Here is a 17141-nt window from a genome sequence, read left to right as displayed (position 1 = left end):
CTGCTCATAAGATGCCTAGTAGTTTTTATCAAAAGCCTAGAGGTGACATCAATGACTGTTGAGCTGGATTATACATCACCAAATGTCAAATTTTCATACGATCTGAGTCAAAGCCCCCTTGTGAAATACGATCAGCATAACCTGATTAATGTGTTAGGAAAAAAACAATTAAACTCGTTGGATCGAGTGTCCCTGCTGGATATATATTTGAGTAAAAGCAAAGTCGTAGAGCCTCATTATCATCAAAATGCCGCAGAGCTTGTTTATTGTATAGCCGGTTCTGCTGCCGTATCGATACTGAATCCATTTACAAAAAAACTGCACACCTACACCATCACACCTGGACAGGTAGCAAACGTGCCTCAAGGCTGGTGGCACTATGAAGTCGCTCTCCAAGACAGAACTCATTTGTTAGCCATTTTTAACGCATCTACACCTGAAGTGATCCTAGGCTCAGACCTTCTCACCCTCACACCTTCTCACATCATGGCCCATACTTATTGCATGAACGAAACACAGTGGAAGCAGGCGATAAAGCCGGTAAAACCAAGCGTGTTTATCGGACCATTTTGCCACCGGGAGGAAGAGTCTCAAACGCATCCTGTCCCTCCATCTCACTACGTCCCTTATTATCAAGCACCGCCCAACTATACCCCTTACTGGAGTTAAGAAAAAAACCGATGCTCTCATAGGGGCATCGGTTTTTTGGCTTATAAATTTTTTGCTGCTGCAATGACAAGCATAATCCAAGAGGCGATAAACGCCACTCCGCCAATGGGGGTAATGGCACCTAGAATCTTCACCTGAGTCAATGCCAGCACATAAAGGCTTCCTGAGAAGAAAAGGATGCCTGCAAGCATCACCCAGCCAGCGGCAGGAACCAAGGAGACACCTGACAGCTTATCTGCAAGAAAAGCGACAACAAATAAGCCAATGGCATGGAACATCTGATATTGAACACCTTTATTCCATATTTCTATATATTTTTCAGGGATTTTTCCTTCCAGACCGTGCGCACCGAAGGCTCCAAGTCCAACAGCAAGCATGGCGTTAATAGCACCTAAAATGAAAAATAGTTTCATTCGTCATTCTCCTTATCTCGTCAATTATGTTTATCATAGCGCGGGTGAAGGGCGACATTCAACTTTCCCATTACGTTGACACGAGATTGTCGGATTTCTTTTTCTTTCGTAACAAGACTTGGTCGACCACGATCGCAATGAGCGTGCCTAGAACAAGACCGTTGCTTAATAATGAAATGAGCACAGGATGCATGCCTTTCAAGGCTCCCTGAGGCACAAACATCGCCCCTACGCCTGCTAAAACGGCAATCCCAAGGACAAAGCGAATCCGCGGGACTTCTTCTTTCTCATACTGATCAAACTCCGACATCGCAATCCCAATCATAGAAGAGAAGACCACAAAGTTTACAGCAAGCCCCACAGGTGATGGCAATGCGGAGAAAAAGCTCATGAGCAGCGGGAATAAACTAATGAGTACAATGAGCAGACTTCCTATGAAAAATGGCTTTCTCGATGGAATTTTCGTTGTCTGGATAAATCCTGCTGCCCCCGAAATAGGTACAGGCGCAATCGCACCGATGAGCCCGCTTAGTAAATGACCAAATGCTGCGACAAAACCAGCAGGGCGTGCTCTCTTCCGCTCACGCAGTTCACCAAATGCCTTCACTGAGCTTTCCACAATTCGAATACTTGCCAGCATGTTCACAATGAGTAAAATCGTTATAAAAAAGGACGTGACAAGCAATCCACTGTCAAAGACCGGCATGCCGAATGGAAACAGCTTCGGAAACTCGATGATTTGTTCTGGAATTCGAACCGGCTTCGCCAATCCGAGTAGAGCGAATAACAGCCATCCGCCTGCAAGTGCGAATAACACAGAAAACTGCCTCAAGTAATGCCATTTTGATCGGCTGATCATGAAGGTGAGGATAATAATCAAGATCGATAAGCAAAAGACAAGCCCATCCACCTGATTTCCCCGATAGCCGATGCCCATCAGCCCTTTCATGATTGGCTGACTTAGCTGCACAACAAGCAGCAGCAGATAAATGCCTGTAACGACTGGCGTAAATAAAGACGCGAGCCAATTGATGATTTTAAATAGACTAAAAATAAAAAAGAAAACAGCACTAAAAATTAAAGCCCCTTGTAATGCTTGCAGGGTTTCAGGATACGTCGCAAAAATTGTACCTGTCATGCCGGCATAAAGGGTATACACACCCCACCAAAGCCCTGCTGGACTTTCATTGATCGGCAGCATATGGCCGCATAAACACTGCACCATCGCCACAAGACCAAGTGAAAAGAAAGTACTTTGAATCAGCTCCGCCGATTGCACTTGGTTCAATTCAAATGCTTGTGCAATCGCAATTGGTACGGCAATAGAAGCTGCGATAAAAAATGCCATCCACTGAATGGCGCCCAAAAATAGTTTCAAACCGATCACCTTCCCTTTGTCGTGACAAGACCATTAAAAATCAAAAATAGAGTCGCCGTTCCCATCCTTCTCTTTTTGCCCCTCATCATTTTGCTGAAATTTCTTCGCACCACTTGTGCCCATTAGTTTCTCCAGCATGGCTTGATCTGTAGACACAGATGGTGCTGATGGTGTATGTATCGATGGAGGTGGTGAGATGGCCGGCGACTGCGGCATCTGCACCTGTGAAGGTGCGTCGAGAATGACATCACATAGTGAAGAAATGGCCGCCACTTGACGTTTCACCTCTTCATCATTTCCACTTTGTTTTGCTTTTTGAACCGCTTCCTCCATTTTTTGAAGCAGACTTGATATATGAATATTCAAGGGTAGACCCTCCAATCTAAAAAAATCTCTTTTCAACATTATTTTACCAAATGAACAAACCAAATGGGTTCATTTTTTCAAAGCAGTGCGCTCACGCCTCTCTTATTTGACCAGTCATCTTCATTCACACATAATAAAAGGAACAAAATCGTCTATGAAAGGATTAAATAATGGACAAGCTCACTGCTCTATTTCAGAAACAAAAAGTCTTTCAGAAGCCGGCGGTTCAAGAACGCATCCGCATTCTTCAAGACTTAAAAGCAGCAATCAAACAGCATGAAAAGGATATTTTACAGGCCTTAGCCCATGATTTACATAAATCCGAACAGGAAGCCTATACAACAGAGATCGGGATGGTGTATGAAGAAATCAATCATACCATCAAACACCTTCACAAATGGGCGAAGCCAACACGCGTGAAAACACCCCTGACTCATATCGGATCAAAAAGCATGATCATCAAGGAACCTTATGGAAATGTGCTCATCATTGCTCCTTGGAACTATCCTTTCCAATTAGCCCTTTCTCCATTAGTCGGCGCGATATCTGCGGGAAATGCCGTGATTTTAAAACCGTCTGAGCTGACGCCAGCAGTCTCACAAGTGATCAGCACTATCATGAAACATGTATTTCAAGAAGACCATGCGGCTGTCGTAGAGGGCGGTGTTGATGTCAGTACAGAGCTGCTGAAACTGCCCTTTGATTATATCTTCTTTACTGGAAGTGTGGCAGTTGGCAAAGTCGTCATGGAAGCCGCCGCAAAGCATTTGACCCCTGTCACACTTGAGCTTGGCGGAAAAAGTCCCTGCATCGTCATGCCTGATGCCGACATCAAGCTGGCAGCGAAGCGGATCACCTTTGGAAAATTCACCAATGCAGGGCAAACCTGCATTGCACCAGACTATTTGCTCGTTCATGAATCCATCAAAGAGGAACTTTTGCGAGAAATGACTGCCTGTATCCGTGATTTTTATGGTGAACATCCCGAAACACATCCCCACTTTGGAAAAAATGTCAGTCAGCGTCATTTTGACAGGCTTACACAATTTCTCTCAAATGGAACGATCGTCACAGGTGGACAGCGCAATGAACAGGAGCTCAAAATCGCTCCGACCATTTTAGACCACATCACATGGGAAGATCCTGTCATGCAGGAGGAAATTTTCGGACCGATTCTGCCTGTCATGACCTTTGATTCTCTGCATGAGGCAGTTCATATGATCAAAGCAAGGCCAAAGCCGCTTGCACTTTACTTATTTACGACAAGGAAAGAAACAGAATCCTATATTCTAGACAACCTCTCATTTGGCGGAGGATGTATCAATGACACGCTTATGCATGTCGCTACCCCTTACCTGCCATTCGGAGGCGTCGGCGAAAGCGGCATGGGACGATATCACGGGAAGGAAAGCTTCTTTACTTTTACGCATGAAAAAAGCGTCCTGCGCCAAACCAATCGCTTCGATTTTTCCTTCCGTTATCCAAATGCGAAAAACGGACTCGACTTGGTCCGCAAATTTTTAAAATAAACAGGACGAAGGGGCTCTCCCCTCGTCCTATTTTCATTCAATATCCTTGATACACCAATTGATTTCTTCGATTCCCATTTGCTTTAAATACGTGTTTACCTTTGAAAACGGCCGGCTGCCAAAAAAGCCGTTTCTTGCAGAAAAAGGACTTGGATGAGGTGACTCAATGATGTAATGCTTGTTTTGATCAATTCGTTCTTTCTTGTTTTGAGCATGTCTTCCCCATAACACAAAAACGACGGGCTGCTCACGCTTATTCAGCACATCAATTACGCGGTCAGTTACTCGTTCCCAGCCTTTGCCTTTATGAGAATTCGCCTCTCCCCTTCTCACGGTCAGCACAGTGTTTAAGAGCAGCACACCCTGCTCTGCCCAGCTGACAAGTGAGCCGTGGTTTGGAACAGGACAGCCAAGATCATCCTTTAGCTCCTGAAAAATATTTCTCAAAGAAGGCGGGTGTTTGACGCCCGGCTGAACAGAAAAGCTTAATCCATGTGCCTGCCCTGGGCCATGATAAGGGTCTTGTCCTAAAATCACCACTTTGACCTTTTCATATGACGTTAAATGAAGAGCACGATAAACGTCATCTGGTTTTGGAAAAACGGTCTGCGTGCGATATTCTTGCTTCATCCATTCACGTAATTCCTGATAATATGGCTGTTCAAATTCACTTTTCATCACAGCCCACCAGCTATCATTTAAAAATGGCTTCATTGTGGTTTTCCTCCTTCTACTTGCTGCGCTAGTCTGGAGATCATCGGTTTTCCATCCCACACAATCTCACTCTCTGATTCTCGCTTTTTCATCGCTGGTTCTTCTAATAATATAGCAAAGTTCGCTGTCGGCAGGTCGCCCAGTTCATGCTTTTCACTTAAATCATCTAAGTAGTTCTTCCTTGTTTCACCAAGATCACTAGACTGATTTCCACCGCCGTCAAAAAACGCATAGATCACGCTGGCCGCGGGCACTCGTTTGACTCGGGCATGCTGTGATACACGCAAAAAGAAGTCCCAGTCCCAATAATGATGCATCGCTGGATCAAAATAGCCAATCTCATCGTGTATACAGCGTTTGTACATACTGCCCGAAGGAACATATGTAGAAAAGACACGCATATCCTCAATATCCGCTGTATAAGCAAACAAACGTCTCGACAGCGGGAAACGGGTCGCGCCTTTTTCATCAAATGACACAATTTCTGCATCAGAAAAGACAAAATCGGCATCCTCCAGCGCCTTGCTCATGCGTTCGATATGACAAGGTGTGAAGTAATCATCGTCGTCGCTCAGCATGATGACGTCGCCTGTCAGCTCCCGCACCCCCACATTTCTGGCATTCACATGCTGGACATTCTCATCTAAATGAATCAAGCGGATCGGAAGCTCAGAGTAAAGTTCCTGAATGATGTCGACTCGCTCTCCTGCATCATTGACGACGACAATTTCAAAAGGCTGTACGGTTTGTCTTGTAATGGATTCAAGCAGCTCACACAGTGCGCTGAGCCGGTTATGTGTCACAATTAATAAGGAAATCTTCATATGCAGCTTACTCCTTTAATAGATTCGTCTTTTTCCATTAAAACATAAATTGACTTTCTTCTCATGATATAAAAGGCGGTTTGATTTGACGGGAAAATGGGAATTTTTGATGAAAAGGAGTGATGATGATGAAATATATCACGGTTGAAAATAGTAAAGAAGCGAAACAGACCATCGACAACATTCATTCATCGGGTTCGTCTAAGGACGCTGTTTTTATTTTTGCGTACGACCCAGAACGCTCTGATACCGTAACGGAGTATACAGACGCCAAAAGCATGACTGCGGTCGATCAAGGGATTTTGGATCAAGTCGCCAATGTCATCCGCACCCGGGATGATGAACTGATGGCCAAAATGATGTCAGCTGGGGCCGATCAAGAGTTAGCCTTAACACTTTTAGATGAACTGAAAAAAGGGAAATTGGTGATTTGTAAAAGGTAAGAAAAAGAAGCGTTCCGAAGAGAGGGACGCTTTTTTATGCCGTTTCATTGTGATAAATGGAAAAGCTGATTATAATAAAGGATAGAACAGTAACTGTTACACATCACATTGGAGGTTCAGCAACTATGTCTATGAATAAAGCACTCACCATCGCAGGTTCGGATTCAAGCGGCGGTGCAGGTATCCAAGCAGATTTAAAAACGTTTCAAGAAAAAAACGTCTACGGGATGACAGCTTTAACCGTTGTCGTTGCAATGGACCCACATAATCATTGGGATCATCAGGTGTTTCCAATTGATACGGCGACAATTCGTGCGCAGCTCTCTACCATTGTAGAAGGCATTGGTGTCGATGCACTGAAAACGGGTATGCTTCCTACCGTCGAAGTGATCGAGCTTGCAGCTGACACCATTAAAACATACGACCTAAAAAATGTCGTCATTGATCCTGTTATGGTTTGTAAGGGTGCGAACGAAGTCCTTTACCCAGAGCACGCGGAAGCACTGCGTGAAAAGCTCACGCCACTGGCAACTGTCATCACACCTAACCTTTTCGAAGCAGGTCAATTAAGCGGGATCGGCGAGATTAAAACGATCGAACAAATGGAAGAAGCAGCAAAACGCATTCACGAACTTGGTGCAAAGTATGTGGTCATCACTGGAGGCGGTAAGCTAAGCGAAGACAAAGCCATCGATTTGCTTTATGATGGACAAACCTTCGAACGCCTTGAAACAGATAAAATTGACACAGAATACACACACGGCGCAGGCTGCACATTCTCAGCAGCAGTCACAGCTGAACTAGCGAATGGATCAGACGTGAAAGAAGCCATTTATGCAGCAAAAGAATTCATCACGGCTGCCATCAAAGGCTCTTTCCAGCTAAACGAATACATCGGACCAACAAAGCATTCTGCTCATCGTTTTGACAAATAAAACAGAAAAAAACCGATCCGCCGTTTGGGTGAATCGGTTTTTTTGTTTATCGTAAGCTGAGTCTCTGTGCAAATAACCAATCCGTTAAGCCTGGGGTCTCATAAGCAGGCGTCCATGATGCATGATCATACCCATACTTGCTTGCATACTCGGTATAAAGTGGCCTTCCACCAGCTTTTTGAATAGCTTGAATTGTATTTCTCGCATAGCTGATAGGGATAATGGAATCATCCTCTGCATGAAATGCCCATATTGGCTTGCTCGCTAAAATTCCCGCCTTGCTCGGATCTGCACCCCCAGCAATAGGAATCATCGCTGCAAACAAACGAGGATATGTGATGTTCAACTGATACGAGCCAAACCCACCTTGAGATAAACCAGTCGCATAAATCCTTTTCCTATCAATTTTATAAGAAGTTAAAACATGCTGAAGCACTTCATAAGCTTTGTGTAAATCTGGTGAAAACTGAAACACGTTTGTGAGGTCGATTTCATTTTGCGAATTTCTTGTTAAAGCAAAGCCCCCATCCACAGCATTTCGCGCCTGAGGTGCTAGTACGTATGCAGGATGTTTCTTTTGAACTTCAGGAGAAGCCCATAAAACTGCACCATCGTTCGCAAGTAACTGCTTTTGATTATCGGTTCCTCTCTCCCCGCCTCCATGTAAGAAGAGGACTAAAGGATAGGCTTTACCCCTCTTATGATTTTTCGGAATGTACAACCGATAAGGCATTCCTTGATATTCAAAAGATAAAAAAGATGATGCGATATCCTCTCGTGTGACAAAACGATAATTGTACGTAGATGTAGCAAGTCGATGCCTATTTTTGTAAGCGCTTACTTTTAAAGTCGTACTGGCATCAATATGAATAGGCTTTTTATATCGCTGACTTTGAGTTGTCGGCTGGCTGCCATCTGTTGTGTAATAAAGAGAAGCTTTTGGCACCGGAGAATGGAGAACCACCTCTTGTGAGCGATAATATTGACCAGATGGTACAGAGGCAGTAGGTGCAAAAAATGACGTGTGTTGAGTTCGGGCAGATGAAACGGAAGGATTGAGAAAACTCATAGAAAATAGGACAATGATAAAGGTGATCAGGCATTTCTTGGTTGTATGGTTCATAACGTTCCTCCTGTAAATGCTCAGATAAATTTTTATTTATTTTGTATCATGACAAAAGAAATGTCAACGCTTTCATTTTAATTTCTGAATAATCTATTAAAACAAAAAAGCGTACCCACACCCAGGTACACTCTTTTATTCATACATTCATGCCTATTTTTGCTGATCGGACTCTTTCGCCATTTTTCGAATAAAGGCTTCAATGGATTCAACAAATAAAGCATATTCTTTCATTTGTTTATACGTATCTGACAGCTTCTCTTTCACTTCTTCCTGCTCTAAAGAAGGTTCACCGAGAATAGATTGAACTTGAATGAGCAATTCCTTATATTCTTCACGTTTATCTTCAACATGATCTGCCATTGTCTCCAAGCGTTTTCTAGTCGTCGGCTGCTGTTTTGAATTCAAGTAAACAACCCCTTTTTGTCCTACCGCATTTGGATAAACGTCAGCCTCAGCTGTATATATTTTAAAATCATACCATAATTCCACCTGTTATCATATATGTAAAACGTCATCAAACCGCTTTAGGCCAACCTTGTATATACACGTTATAGGCTTTAAGATACAGGCTGATCTCACTAGAAAAAAGCAGATCATTGATCTGCTCAGATTGTAGAGAAACCCATGTTTCTTTATTTTTCAAGTCGGATTTCCCCTATTTCCTTCTGACTCTTTAAGGCAGTTCTTTTTTGCTCAAATTTCATAGCTAATACTAAAATAAAAGCGATAATTAAGATAATACTCAAGAAAATCAAACCGGCTTGCATTTTTCCTGTATAATCTTTTAGCCATCCAACTGCATAAGGGCCAACAAAACCTCCTAGATTTCCAATTGAATTAATGACTGCAATTCCAACAGCTACTGTGGCTGGACTCAATATCATAGTTGGTAATGACCAAAAAGGACCTTTAAAACAATACATGGCTGCCAATGAAATGGTGATGAAAATCATTGCAATAAATGGATTGGCCACCATTCCTACACTGAGTAACGTTAAACCAGCTACGAGTAACGGTAAAGCTGTGTGTATACGTCTTTCACCAGTGCGATCTGAACGTCTTGACCAGTAATTCATGACGATTGAAGCAATAATGTAAGGGATTGTAGCAATGAAGCCGATCTGGGTGTTTGTTAAATAGCTAGATAATCCTTTAATAATTTGGGGCATCCAATAACCGACGCCCAGTGTACCTGCAGTATATACAAAGTAAATTAAGGATAGGTACCACAGTTTAGGATCAGTCAAGGCCGTCTTATGACTAGAGGTTTGTTGGCCTTTCTTTTCTCTTAGCTCCTCGTCCTTTCTTAATTCTGACATCAACCAATTTTTTTCTTCGGCTGTTAACCACTTTGCTTGTTCTGGCCGGTCTGTTAAGTAGAAATATGTTACAAACCCTAAAATAACAGCAGGGGCGCCTTCGATAATAAACATCCAACGCCATCCTGGTACATTCATCCAATGAATATGATCAATAATTAAGGTAGAAACGGGAGCTCCAATTATATAAGAAACTGCGATTGCTGTCATAAACATCGCAATTGTACTTGCTCTTTCTTTAGCTCGGAACCAATAAGTAAGGTATAGTATAATGCCAGGAAATAGACCTGCTTCTGCTATTCCAAGAAGGAATCTTATAACATAGAGCTGGGTAGCATTCTGAGCAAACCCAGTTGCCATAGAGATTATGCCCCAAGTAAAGAGAATCCTAGTAATCCAAACTCTTGCCCCAAATTTTTGCATTAAAATATTACTTGGTACTTCAAAGAGAAAATAACCAATAAAAAAAATACCTGTAACAAGACCAAACATTTTACTTGTTAGTCCTAGTGCTTCATTCATTTCCAATGCTGCATATCCCACATTTGCCCTGTCTAGATAAGAAATAATATAGAGTAAAAATAGTAACGGGATAATTCTTCGTGTCACCTTTCGAATCGTCTTCTTTTCGAAATTCAATTGAGAATTTTCCAATCAAATTCCTCCTTTTAAAATAATAAAAAGAAATTTTGATAACGCTTACATTTGTTTAGAAAATAAAGAGATACTCTTACGGTTCTGTAAGAGGTGTAAGAGTATCTCCATTTACCCTCCTGTTGTTTCCTCAAGACAGCGAACAAAATGAAAACTTTCTTTCATCGTGTCTAAAACGTTTATTTTCAACTGAAATTGCTCTCAATGCCTGGTTTACCGTTAAATATTACATGTTTCGGTTGATAATTAATGTTACCTAACACCGTTTCTCCATCTACATCGGGAAAAGCAGTCTCAGTAGAAGTAGAATCTAGAACCACAAGGTGATTTGGAGTAGAAGTAAAATCGTCAATTCCTAACAATTTAGGAGCTGTTACCAGAACTGCTCTAAAAGCTTCATCTAGAGACAGACCACCTACAATCATTTTAGAAATGATGTAGCTCATGTTATAAACAGGGTATTTTCTCCATGACGCGCTTGTTAAATCTGTACTGATCGTATCTGGTTTAATTCCCTCAGCTAAGCATTTATAAAAAACATTCCAATTAAAGTGTTTTCTACCGTGACCGATATCTAATACTATTCCTCTTTCCACTGCAGCTAGAAATTCTTTTTTTACCTTTCCGGCCGTATTTAACACGTTTCCATCCCTTCCTTGAAATGGATGGGTGAGAATGTCTCCTTTATTAAAATATTGTGTTACCTCTTCAATATCTAGTTGAGTTCCAGTTAAATGAACCATCATTCGTAAATCGGTTCGATCGGCTGCTTCTCTTGCTAAGCGTAATAAAGACCGGTCAGTCGTTTTATCCACCTGGCCTAAACGAATCTTAATTCCTAATAAACAATCTTCAGCTAAAGATGCAACTTCAACAATTCGATCCAACGAAATACTTTCTGGCTTGGTTGGGTTAGGGTTGGGGTGATTGGTTAGCCCTTCTGGTAAAGCTGATAACCAAGAACGTACTGTTAACGGGCTGTTTTCCCAATAACGATTTGCTTCCTCCCATCCGTCATAGCCAAAAGTACCTGCGTCCCCAACTGTAGTTACTCCTGAGGAAAGATATTGTTTATCTGTCACACCAATCTCTGCTCCAGGTGCCCATACATGACAATGAAAATCGACTAGTCCCGGTACAATTACGCTAGATTCAGATAAATGAATATCCCTATCATCCTCATGAGTAACTGTTATGCTTGTAGACTTATTTGGAATGAACCCCTTTTCTGACCAAATAGAACCGCCTTTAAAATTCCATACTCCCATGCAAATACACCCCTTAACTTAATATAGATTTAATAGATTAATTTATTTAATTGTTTGCAATAGCAACTTCTTTACATGCATTGATAACATCCAACCACTGGTGCTAAATCACCGACCAACATACACTCCTCTTCTTTTTGGATAGTAGAAACAATCAACTAAGTAGAATTTTTAATCTGTTCACTGTCATACATAACCAATAAGATAGCGCTTTCAAAAATAAAATTAATGACGCAACCCCTATCTCCAAAGGATTATAAATCATTTGTAACAACTCTCATTTTAGAGACAGAACACACCTTATCCATCATAAAAAAATTTATATGATTTATCTTATGTAATAAAAATTACTTTATTTTATATAAAAGTAATATTCATTACAAATAATTTAAATGTATGTTATCACTCATAATTAATAAAGTAAACCTTTTTTATAAAGAACAGCAGATAAAGTAAAACGAACAGTGAAGCACATGGGAAAAATCGTTTTAACTGATAGTTATCAAGAAAATATAATGGAATTAATGGCGAGGGGGATGTAGACGTAGTGGTTACCATTGATCCAAAAGCAAAAAAAACAATGAAAATAAAAATTCCACTTATGATCAGTGGAATAAGATGCAAGGCTTTCTTTGGCTGAAGCAGCTAATGATGTCAAAACAGCGATTAATCCTGAGGAAGGCGGGGTTAGTTTTCAAAACTGATTGGTCAAAAGAAGCAGAACTATTTAAACGGGCTGATAGGATTGAAGTTAAATTTAGATAAGGTACTTTAGCAGGAACGGGTGGAAAAATTTCAGCTGAAAATTTAACAAGGAAAATGAGGATGCGGTATTGGGGTACCCAATTTCCCGCACCTCACTTATCTGATAGATAAATGTATTCTACATCGCATCTTTCTCTTTCAATTTCACATCATATTGATCATCACTTGTAGGATACGGATCAACGACCTGCTTCTTTTTGTAAATGCCATGTCTTCAATGTCAGCTTTGTTTCATTTCTTCCACTGATGGAGATCGATTTATTTCCCGGGGAAGGAAAGTAACGTGCAGTAAAAACTTCTCGGCCTCCGTTTACAAATATCTCAATCGACGATGAATCAATAAAGATATGAAGATCGCGTAATTCCTCTATTGCTGCTTCACGCACTTCCTTTGATCGATCTTCAAATCGATCCCGCTCTAATGTCAGCTTTCCTTCCTCTTTATCATAGATGATGCGTGCAGCTGCACGGATACAGCATTCAAACCCTTTTTGTGTGTCAATTTGATCAATGAATACCTCTGCGCTCGTAATATCATCTACAGGGATGGAATGAACAGAACGTTTAATGTGAAAAACATGCTCTTGTTCATTGGTCCGCATGGATTGAAGTTCACTTACTGGCTTTTGAATCAGATGTCCGTCATCATCTAAACAGAGCTCTCTCGGGATCGTGAGGCAGTGTATCCATTGATAAGAAATCGTCGGATGATGCTCTTCTCCTTGATCAGGCACCCCCATCCACCCGATTAAAAGACGTCTGCCTGATTCGTCTAGAAAGGTTTGCTGCGCATAGAAGTCAAAGCCGCGGTCCAGCTCCTCAAACGCTCCGTGTGTAAATTGATAGGAGTGATCATCTAATGTGCCAACAAAATAGCCTGATTGATGTGTGTTGTGATATTTTAAGCCATCCGGCTTGAGTCCTTGCGGTGACACAATCAATACATCCCGGCCGTCTAATTCAAACAGGTCTGGACACTCCCACATATAGCCGAAATTGTCTAAACCATTCTTTCCGCTGCCTGCAATCGTGCCTTGAAACGTCCAATTCTCTAACGTATTAGAGGTAAATAAGACAAGGTGTCCTTTCAGGTCTAAGCTTTGTGCACCAAGGACCATGTACCACTGGCCATTTCGCTTCCATACCTTTGGATCTCGAAAATGGGCGGTGAACCCTTCCGGCAGCGTTGCCACGACACCTTTTTTCTGAAAGTGAATACCATCCTCTGAAACAGCTAAACATTGATACGTCTCACGGTTCCCTTGTTCATCCCGAACGTTTCCAGTGTACATCACATGCATCTGGCCATCATCTATAAATGCACTGCCAGAATAACAGCCGTTTTGATCAAACCAATCACTTGGGGCAAGAGCGGCTTCTTCGTGCTGCCAATTGACTAGATCTGTCGATGTATAATGACCCCAGAATTTTGCACCATGCCCCGTTTTGAATGGCTGCCACTGATAAAAGACGTGGTAAATTCCTTTCCACTGAATCAGTCCATTCGGGTCATTTAAAAGACCGACTGGCGGCATCAAATGAAAATGCTGCCGGTACACATCCTTTTTGACCAAATGCTCATAGTTTCGAATACGGTCTGCTATCTTTTGACGAAGTGCTGCGTCAGTTGTTGTCATGACTGTGACCACTCCTTGATTATTTTTCGACTTCTTTTACTTTAAAAATGATGGTGAGAATAAATGAAACAGCAACAGCGATTAACATACCAATCACATAATTGACCACATTCTGAACACCGAATGGTGCTGCAATCGCAATCATCGGAATGCCTGTTAATCCATAAGCGTTGGCGGCTACCTTCGTGAAAACTACAAATGCCCCGCCCAATGCGCCTCCGATCATCGCCGCAATAAATGGTTTACGATAGCGGAGATTTACACCGAATATGACAGGCTCAGTAATTCCTAAAAAAGCAGAGAAGGCAGCAGGAAGGGCAATTTCTTTTGTTTTTGCACGCTTAGCTAAGAAAAAGACAGCCAATCCTGCCCCGCCTTGGGCGACATTAGACATTGCCCAAATTGGAAGCAAATAGTTACGCCCAATATCATTCAGCAATCCTGCCTCAATCGCATGGAAGCTATGATGAACCCCTGTGAGCACAATTAAAGAGTAAGCACCGCCGAAAATGAGTCCTGCTAAAAACCCTGCATGATCATAAATAAATGTCAGTGCATTCGAAATTCCTGTACCAAGCATTCTTCCAAGCGGACCAACTGCAATAAATGTCACAAATCCAGTTACAATCACGGTGACAAATGGGGTCACAAGTAAATCAATACTGTTCGGAACGACCTTTCTTAAATTTTTCTCAACAAGGCACATGATATATACGGTCAATAACACTGGAATGACCGTCCCTTGGTAACCAAGAAGAGCAATATCAACATTGAATAAATGCATATATTCAGGTTTTGCTTCCGTCAATCCCCACGGATTAAGCAGATTCGGGTGAATCATAATTCCCCCAATGACAGCCCCTAAATACGGATTTCCGCCAAACTCTTTCGCTGCACTGACCCCAATTAAAATCGGTAAAATGATAAAGGCTGCACTTGAGAACATATCAAGCATTTGGAAGATCGCAGAGCTTGGGTCAGCCCATTTGAAAGCTTTCATCATGCCTAAGAGACCCATTAATAAACCGCTCGCAACAATTGCTGGAATGATCGGTACAAAAATATTCGATAACGTCTTTGCAAAACGCGCAAGTGGATTCATTTTTTGTTTCACTGCTTCATCATGGCTGACAGGCTTTTGTTTCTCGTCGCCTGTCTCAAGACCAGTCTCACGAGCAAATGGTTCGTATACTTTATTGACAGATCCCGTTCCAAAAATGACCTGAAATTGTCCTGAACTTGAGAAAGCCCCTTTCACACCTTCAAGTTCTTCAATGGCCTCTTTGTCAATCAAATCCTCATTTTTCACCACCAATCTGAGTCTTGTTGCACAGTGCGTAGCACTGATGACATTTTCTTTGCCGCCTAACAGTTTTGTTAATTCTTTGGCTGTTTTTTGATAATCCAAGTTGTCTCCTCCTTTTTTAAAGCAAAAAAGACCTAAAATTCACCAACGAGTAAAGGACATACACGTCCCCTCGTTACGCAAATTTTAGGTCTTGCCTGCCTGACAGTCACAATCCCGCGATATCAAATTTTGGTTACGCTTTCATCATAGTATAAGACTGTGACATGCGTCAACCTCTTTTTTCAAATCCAATGACCCATATACACTAATAAGAGTAGTGTGCATAAAAAAAAGCCTGCATGCAGGCATCACAATTAAACCAATTCGGCTTCCTGCAGACGCTGGACATGCAGCGTGATGTAGCCGATCTCCGATTCAGGGAGATGAAGTCCATATTCATCTTTTAACAAATCAGCGAGTCCAAGTGCACACTGGTAAGCCGTATCATACTTTGTTTGGATAAAAATCAGCATGTCATCGTCCATGATTTGAAATGCCTCATTCGATTCCAACCTGCCTAATGCATACCTCAAATGTGTCACAAGCCGCTGATAAGAAATACTATCCTCATCAATTGAATGCTGAAAATAGCTTTCAATATGCTCGATCATTTCTTTGATCATCGTTGTATATTTCACGGTCTTTTTCATAGACTCCGTATTCATTTTGGCCGTATGAATATGAAGTGCTACATATCCTGCCTCATCGTCCGGCAGTTCAACCCCAAGCCGCTCCTTTACATAACGAATGGCATACTTTCCAATCTCATATTCCTGCTTATATAAGACTTTAATCTCACCAAGCAATTTATTATATAACACAATGCCTTTTTGAAGGCGTTCAATGGCGAAGGACAAATGATCAGTCAGTGATATGTGGATGTGATCACTGAGCGGCATCATGAGTTTACCCTCAGCATAACTGATGATATGCTCTGCCACCTCAATATGCGCCTCTGGCAATGTGGCAAGAATTTGTTTGAATTTCTCATTTTCTTCACGCACAACAAAGATTTTCTCTATTTTTTGAAGAGGAATGACGTCATTTTTCCCCTTCTGAAAAGCAATTCCGGGTCCCATCACAATTTTCTCCTGATCACCCTCCTTCACGACCACAGCGTTGTTATTTAATATTTTATATATCTTCAAGGGGTATCCTCTCCCAGCAGATAACATTTCTTATGTGGGATTTTACCCTGTTTCACTTTTTCTGTAAAGGTAAGAGCGGACCAGCACGCGCCTCTCGCATCGTCTTCTCTTCAAGCATCATCAGACTTTGAGTAAACCGCTTCTCTGCCCTGCGTTTCTTCTTATGTTCTTCTGCCAGCTTCTCCAGCTCTCTCTCTTTCACCACTTGAAAGAATCCGGCAGCCGCCGCAGCCGCCTGAAACCCTTGCTGTTTCATCATCACACCAGGGTTCACAAGCACATTCATCATGAAACCAAACCATACGCTCAACCAGTTTTTTAATTTCTTCACTGAACATCCCTCCGCTTTTCTTAGAATCTAGCAGCTCTAGCAAAACAACTGCTCCTATCATATCCCGAGAAAAAAGAGAGGTTTGTCACAATCTGGGTGAAAAAACCAACTAGTTTTCAGAAGTTTTGTTGAAAAGTGCAGAAGATCATCATGTACCTGGATGTTTCATTGAAAATTTTATGCACACACTATCCCAAAGATAAGCACACCTTATCAACAGGGTTTATCCACATATCAACACCCTCTTACTAGATTTTGTGTATGTGAATTTTTT

General features: G+C 41.7%; 17 protein-coding genes. 4 read left to right on the top strand and 13 right to left on the bottom strand.

Annotated elements, in window-relative coordinates; genetic code table 11:
• Positions 1–51 precede the first annotated feature (51 nt).
• A complete protein-coding gene (locus NSS92_RS15805; protein ID WP_267586893.1) occupies positions 52–669 on the top strand; it encodes a cupin domain-containing protein in 618 nt (205 codons plus the stop codon).
• A gap of 41 nt (positions 670–710) precedes the next feature.
• Here NSS92_RS15805 and NSS92_RS15800 read toward each other — a convergent pair whose 3' ends face one another.
• From NSS92_RS15800 to NSS92_RS15790, 3 genes are all read right to left on the bottom strand, one after another.
• Complete coding sequence (locus NSS92_RS15800) at positions 711–1082, bottom strand: DUF423 domain-containing protein (protein ID WP_025093833.1); 372 nt, start codon at positions 1080–1082, stop codon at positions 711–713.
• 70 nt (positions 1083–1152) lie between these two features.
• The gene (locus tag NSS92_RS15795; RefSeq protein ID WP_041115438.1) at positions 1153–2460 is read right to left on the bottom strand and encodes a purine/pyrimidine permease; all 1308 of its coding nucleotides are present in this window, start codon (positions 2458–2460) and stop codon (positions 1153–1155) included.
• Between the two features lie 33 nt (positions 2461–2493).
• Positions 2494–2826, bottom strand: coding sequence for a YwdI family protein (locus tag NSS92_RS15790; protein ID WP_267586895.1), 333 nt, complete (start codon positions 2824–2826; stop codon positions 2494–2496).
• Positions 2827–2996: 170 nt separating this feature from the next.
• Here NSS92_RS15790 and NSS92_RS15785 point away from each other — a divergent pair, with 170 nt between their 5' ends.
• On the top strand, positions 2997–4355 hold the full coding sequence (locus tag NSS92_RS15785) for an aldehyde dehydrogenase (RefSeq protein ID WP_340869150.1): 1359 nt from the start codon (positions 2997–2999) through the stop codon (positions 4353–4355).
• 33 nt (positions 4356–4388) lie between these two features.
• Here the strand turns inward: NSS92_RS15785 and NSS92_RS15780 are convergent, their stop codons facing one another.
• Together NSS92_RS15780 and NSS92_RS15775 are read right to left on the bottom strand one after the other, a co-directional pair.
• On the bottom strand, positions 4389–5069 hold the full coding sequence (locus NSS92_RS15780; protein ID WP_267586897.1) for a uracil-DNA glycosylase: 681 nt from the start codon (positions 5067–5069) through the stop codon (positions 4389–4391).
• Positions 5066–5893 (bottom strand): glycosyltransferase family 2 protein, encoded by an 828-nt coding sequence (locus tag NSS92_RS15775; protein ID WP_267586898.1) that lies wholly within the window; start codon positions 5891–5893, stop codon positions 5066–5068. The genes NSS92_RS15780 and NSS92_RS15775 overlap by 4 nt, the downstream gene beginning before the upstream one ends.
• Positions 5894–6021: 128 nt before the next feature.
• Between NSS92_RS15775 and NSS92_RS15770 the strand changes: the two genes are divergently transcribed.
• Positions 6022–6336, top strand: a complete 315-nt coding sequence (locus tag NSS92_RS15770) for a general stress protein (RefSeq protein WP_267586899.1) — start codon at positions 6022–6024, stop codon at positions 6334–6336.
• 125 nt (positions 6337–6461) lie between these two features.
• Positions 6462–7271: a bifunctional hydroxymethylpyrimidine kinase/phosphomethylpyrimidine kinase gene (locus NSS92_RS15765; RefSeq protein WP_267586900.1), complete on the top strand. Its 810-nt coding sequence runs from the start codon at positions 6462–6464 to the stop codon at positions 7269–7271.
• A 46-nt stretch (positions 7272–7317) separates the two neighbouring features.
• On the opposite strand, the gene NSS92_RS15760 is transcribed toward NSS92_RS15765, so the two are convergent.
• The 8 genes from NSS92_RS15760 to NSS92_RS15725 form a co-directional block, all read right to left on the bottom strand.
• Positions 7318–8394: a chitobiase/beta-hexosaminidase C-terminal domain-containing protein gene (locus NSS92_RS15760; RefSeq protein WP_267586901.1), complete on the bottom strand. Its 1077-nt coding sequence runs from the start codon at positions 8392–8394 to the stop codon at positions 7318–7320.
• 153 nt (positions 8395–8547) lie between these two features.
• Positions 8548–8802, bottom strand: a complete 255-nt coding sequence (locus NSS92_RS15755) for a hypothetical protein (protein WP_024423823.1) — start codon at positions 8800–8802, stop codon at positions 8548–8550.
• A 227-nt stretch (positions 8803–9029) separates the two neighbouring features.
• A complete protein-coding gene (locus tag NSS92_RS15750; RefSeq protein WP_262089823.1) occupies positions 9030–10370 on the bottom strand; it encodes an MFS transporter in 1341 nt (446 codons plus the stop codon).
• A 185-nt stretch (positions 10371–10555) separates the two neighbouring features.
• Positions 10556–11638: an amidohydrolase family protein gene (locus NSS92_RS15745; RefSeq protein ID WP_340869143.1), complete on the bottom strand. Its 1083-nt coding sequence runs from the start codon at positions 11636–11638 to the stop codon at positions 10556–10558.
• 944 nt (positions 11639–12582) lie between these two features.
• Positions 12583–14040, bottom strand: a complete 1458-nt coding sequence (locus NSS92_RS15740) for a sucrose-6-phosphate hydrolase (RefSeq protein WP_340869141.1) — start codon at positions 14038–14040, stop codon at positions 12583–12585.
• A gap of 19 nt (positions 14041–14059) precedes the next feature.
• Positions 14060–15448 carry a sucrose-specific PTS transporter subunit IIBC gene (locus NSS92_RS15735; protein WP_340869139.1) on the bottom strand — a complete coding sequence of 463 codons (1389 nt, stop codon included), beginning with the start codon at positions 15446–15448 and terminating at the stop codon, positions 14060–14062.
• Positions 15449–15702: 254 nt separating this feature from the next.
• Complete coding sequence (locus tag NSS92_RS15730) at positions 15703–16536, bottom strand: PRD domain-containing protein (protein WP_267586906.1); 834 nt, start codon at positions 16534–16536, stop codon at positions 15703–15705.
• 52 nt (positions 16537–16588) lie between these two features.
• Positions 16589–16867 (bottom strand): hypothetical protein, encoded by a 279-nt coding sequence (locus NSS92_RS15725; RefSeq protein ID WP_340869135.1) that lies wholly within the window; start codon positions 16865–16867, stop codon positions 16589–16591.
• Positions 16868–17141 lie beyond the last annotated feature (274 nt).

Origin of the sequence: Bacillus sp. FSL M8-0166 (assembly GCF_038008825.1) — a bacterium.
Classification (GTDB): Bacteria; Bacillota; Bacilli; order Bacillales; family Bacillaceae; genus Bacillus; species Bacillus safensis.
The sequence above is the reverse complement of the archived record's forward strand: the minus strand, read 5'-3'. Positions and strand labels throughout refer to the sequence as shown.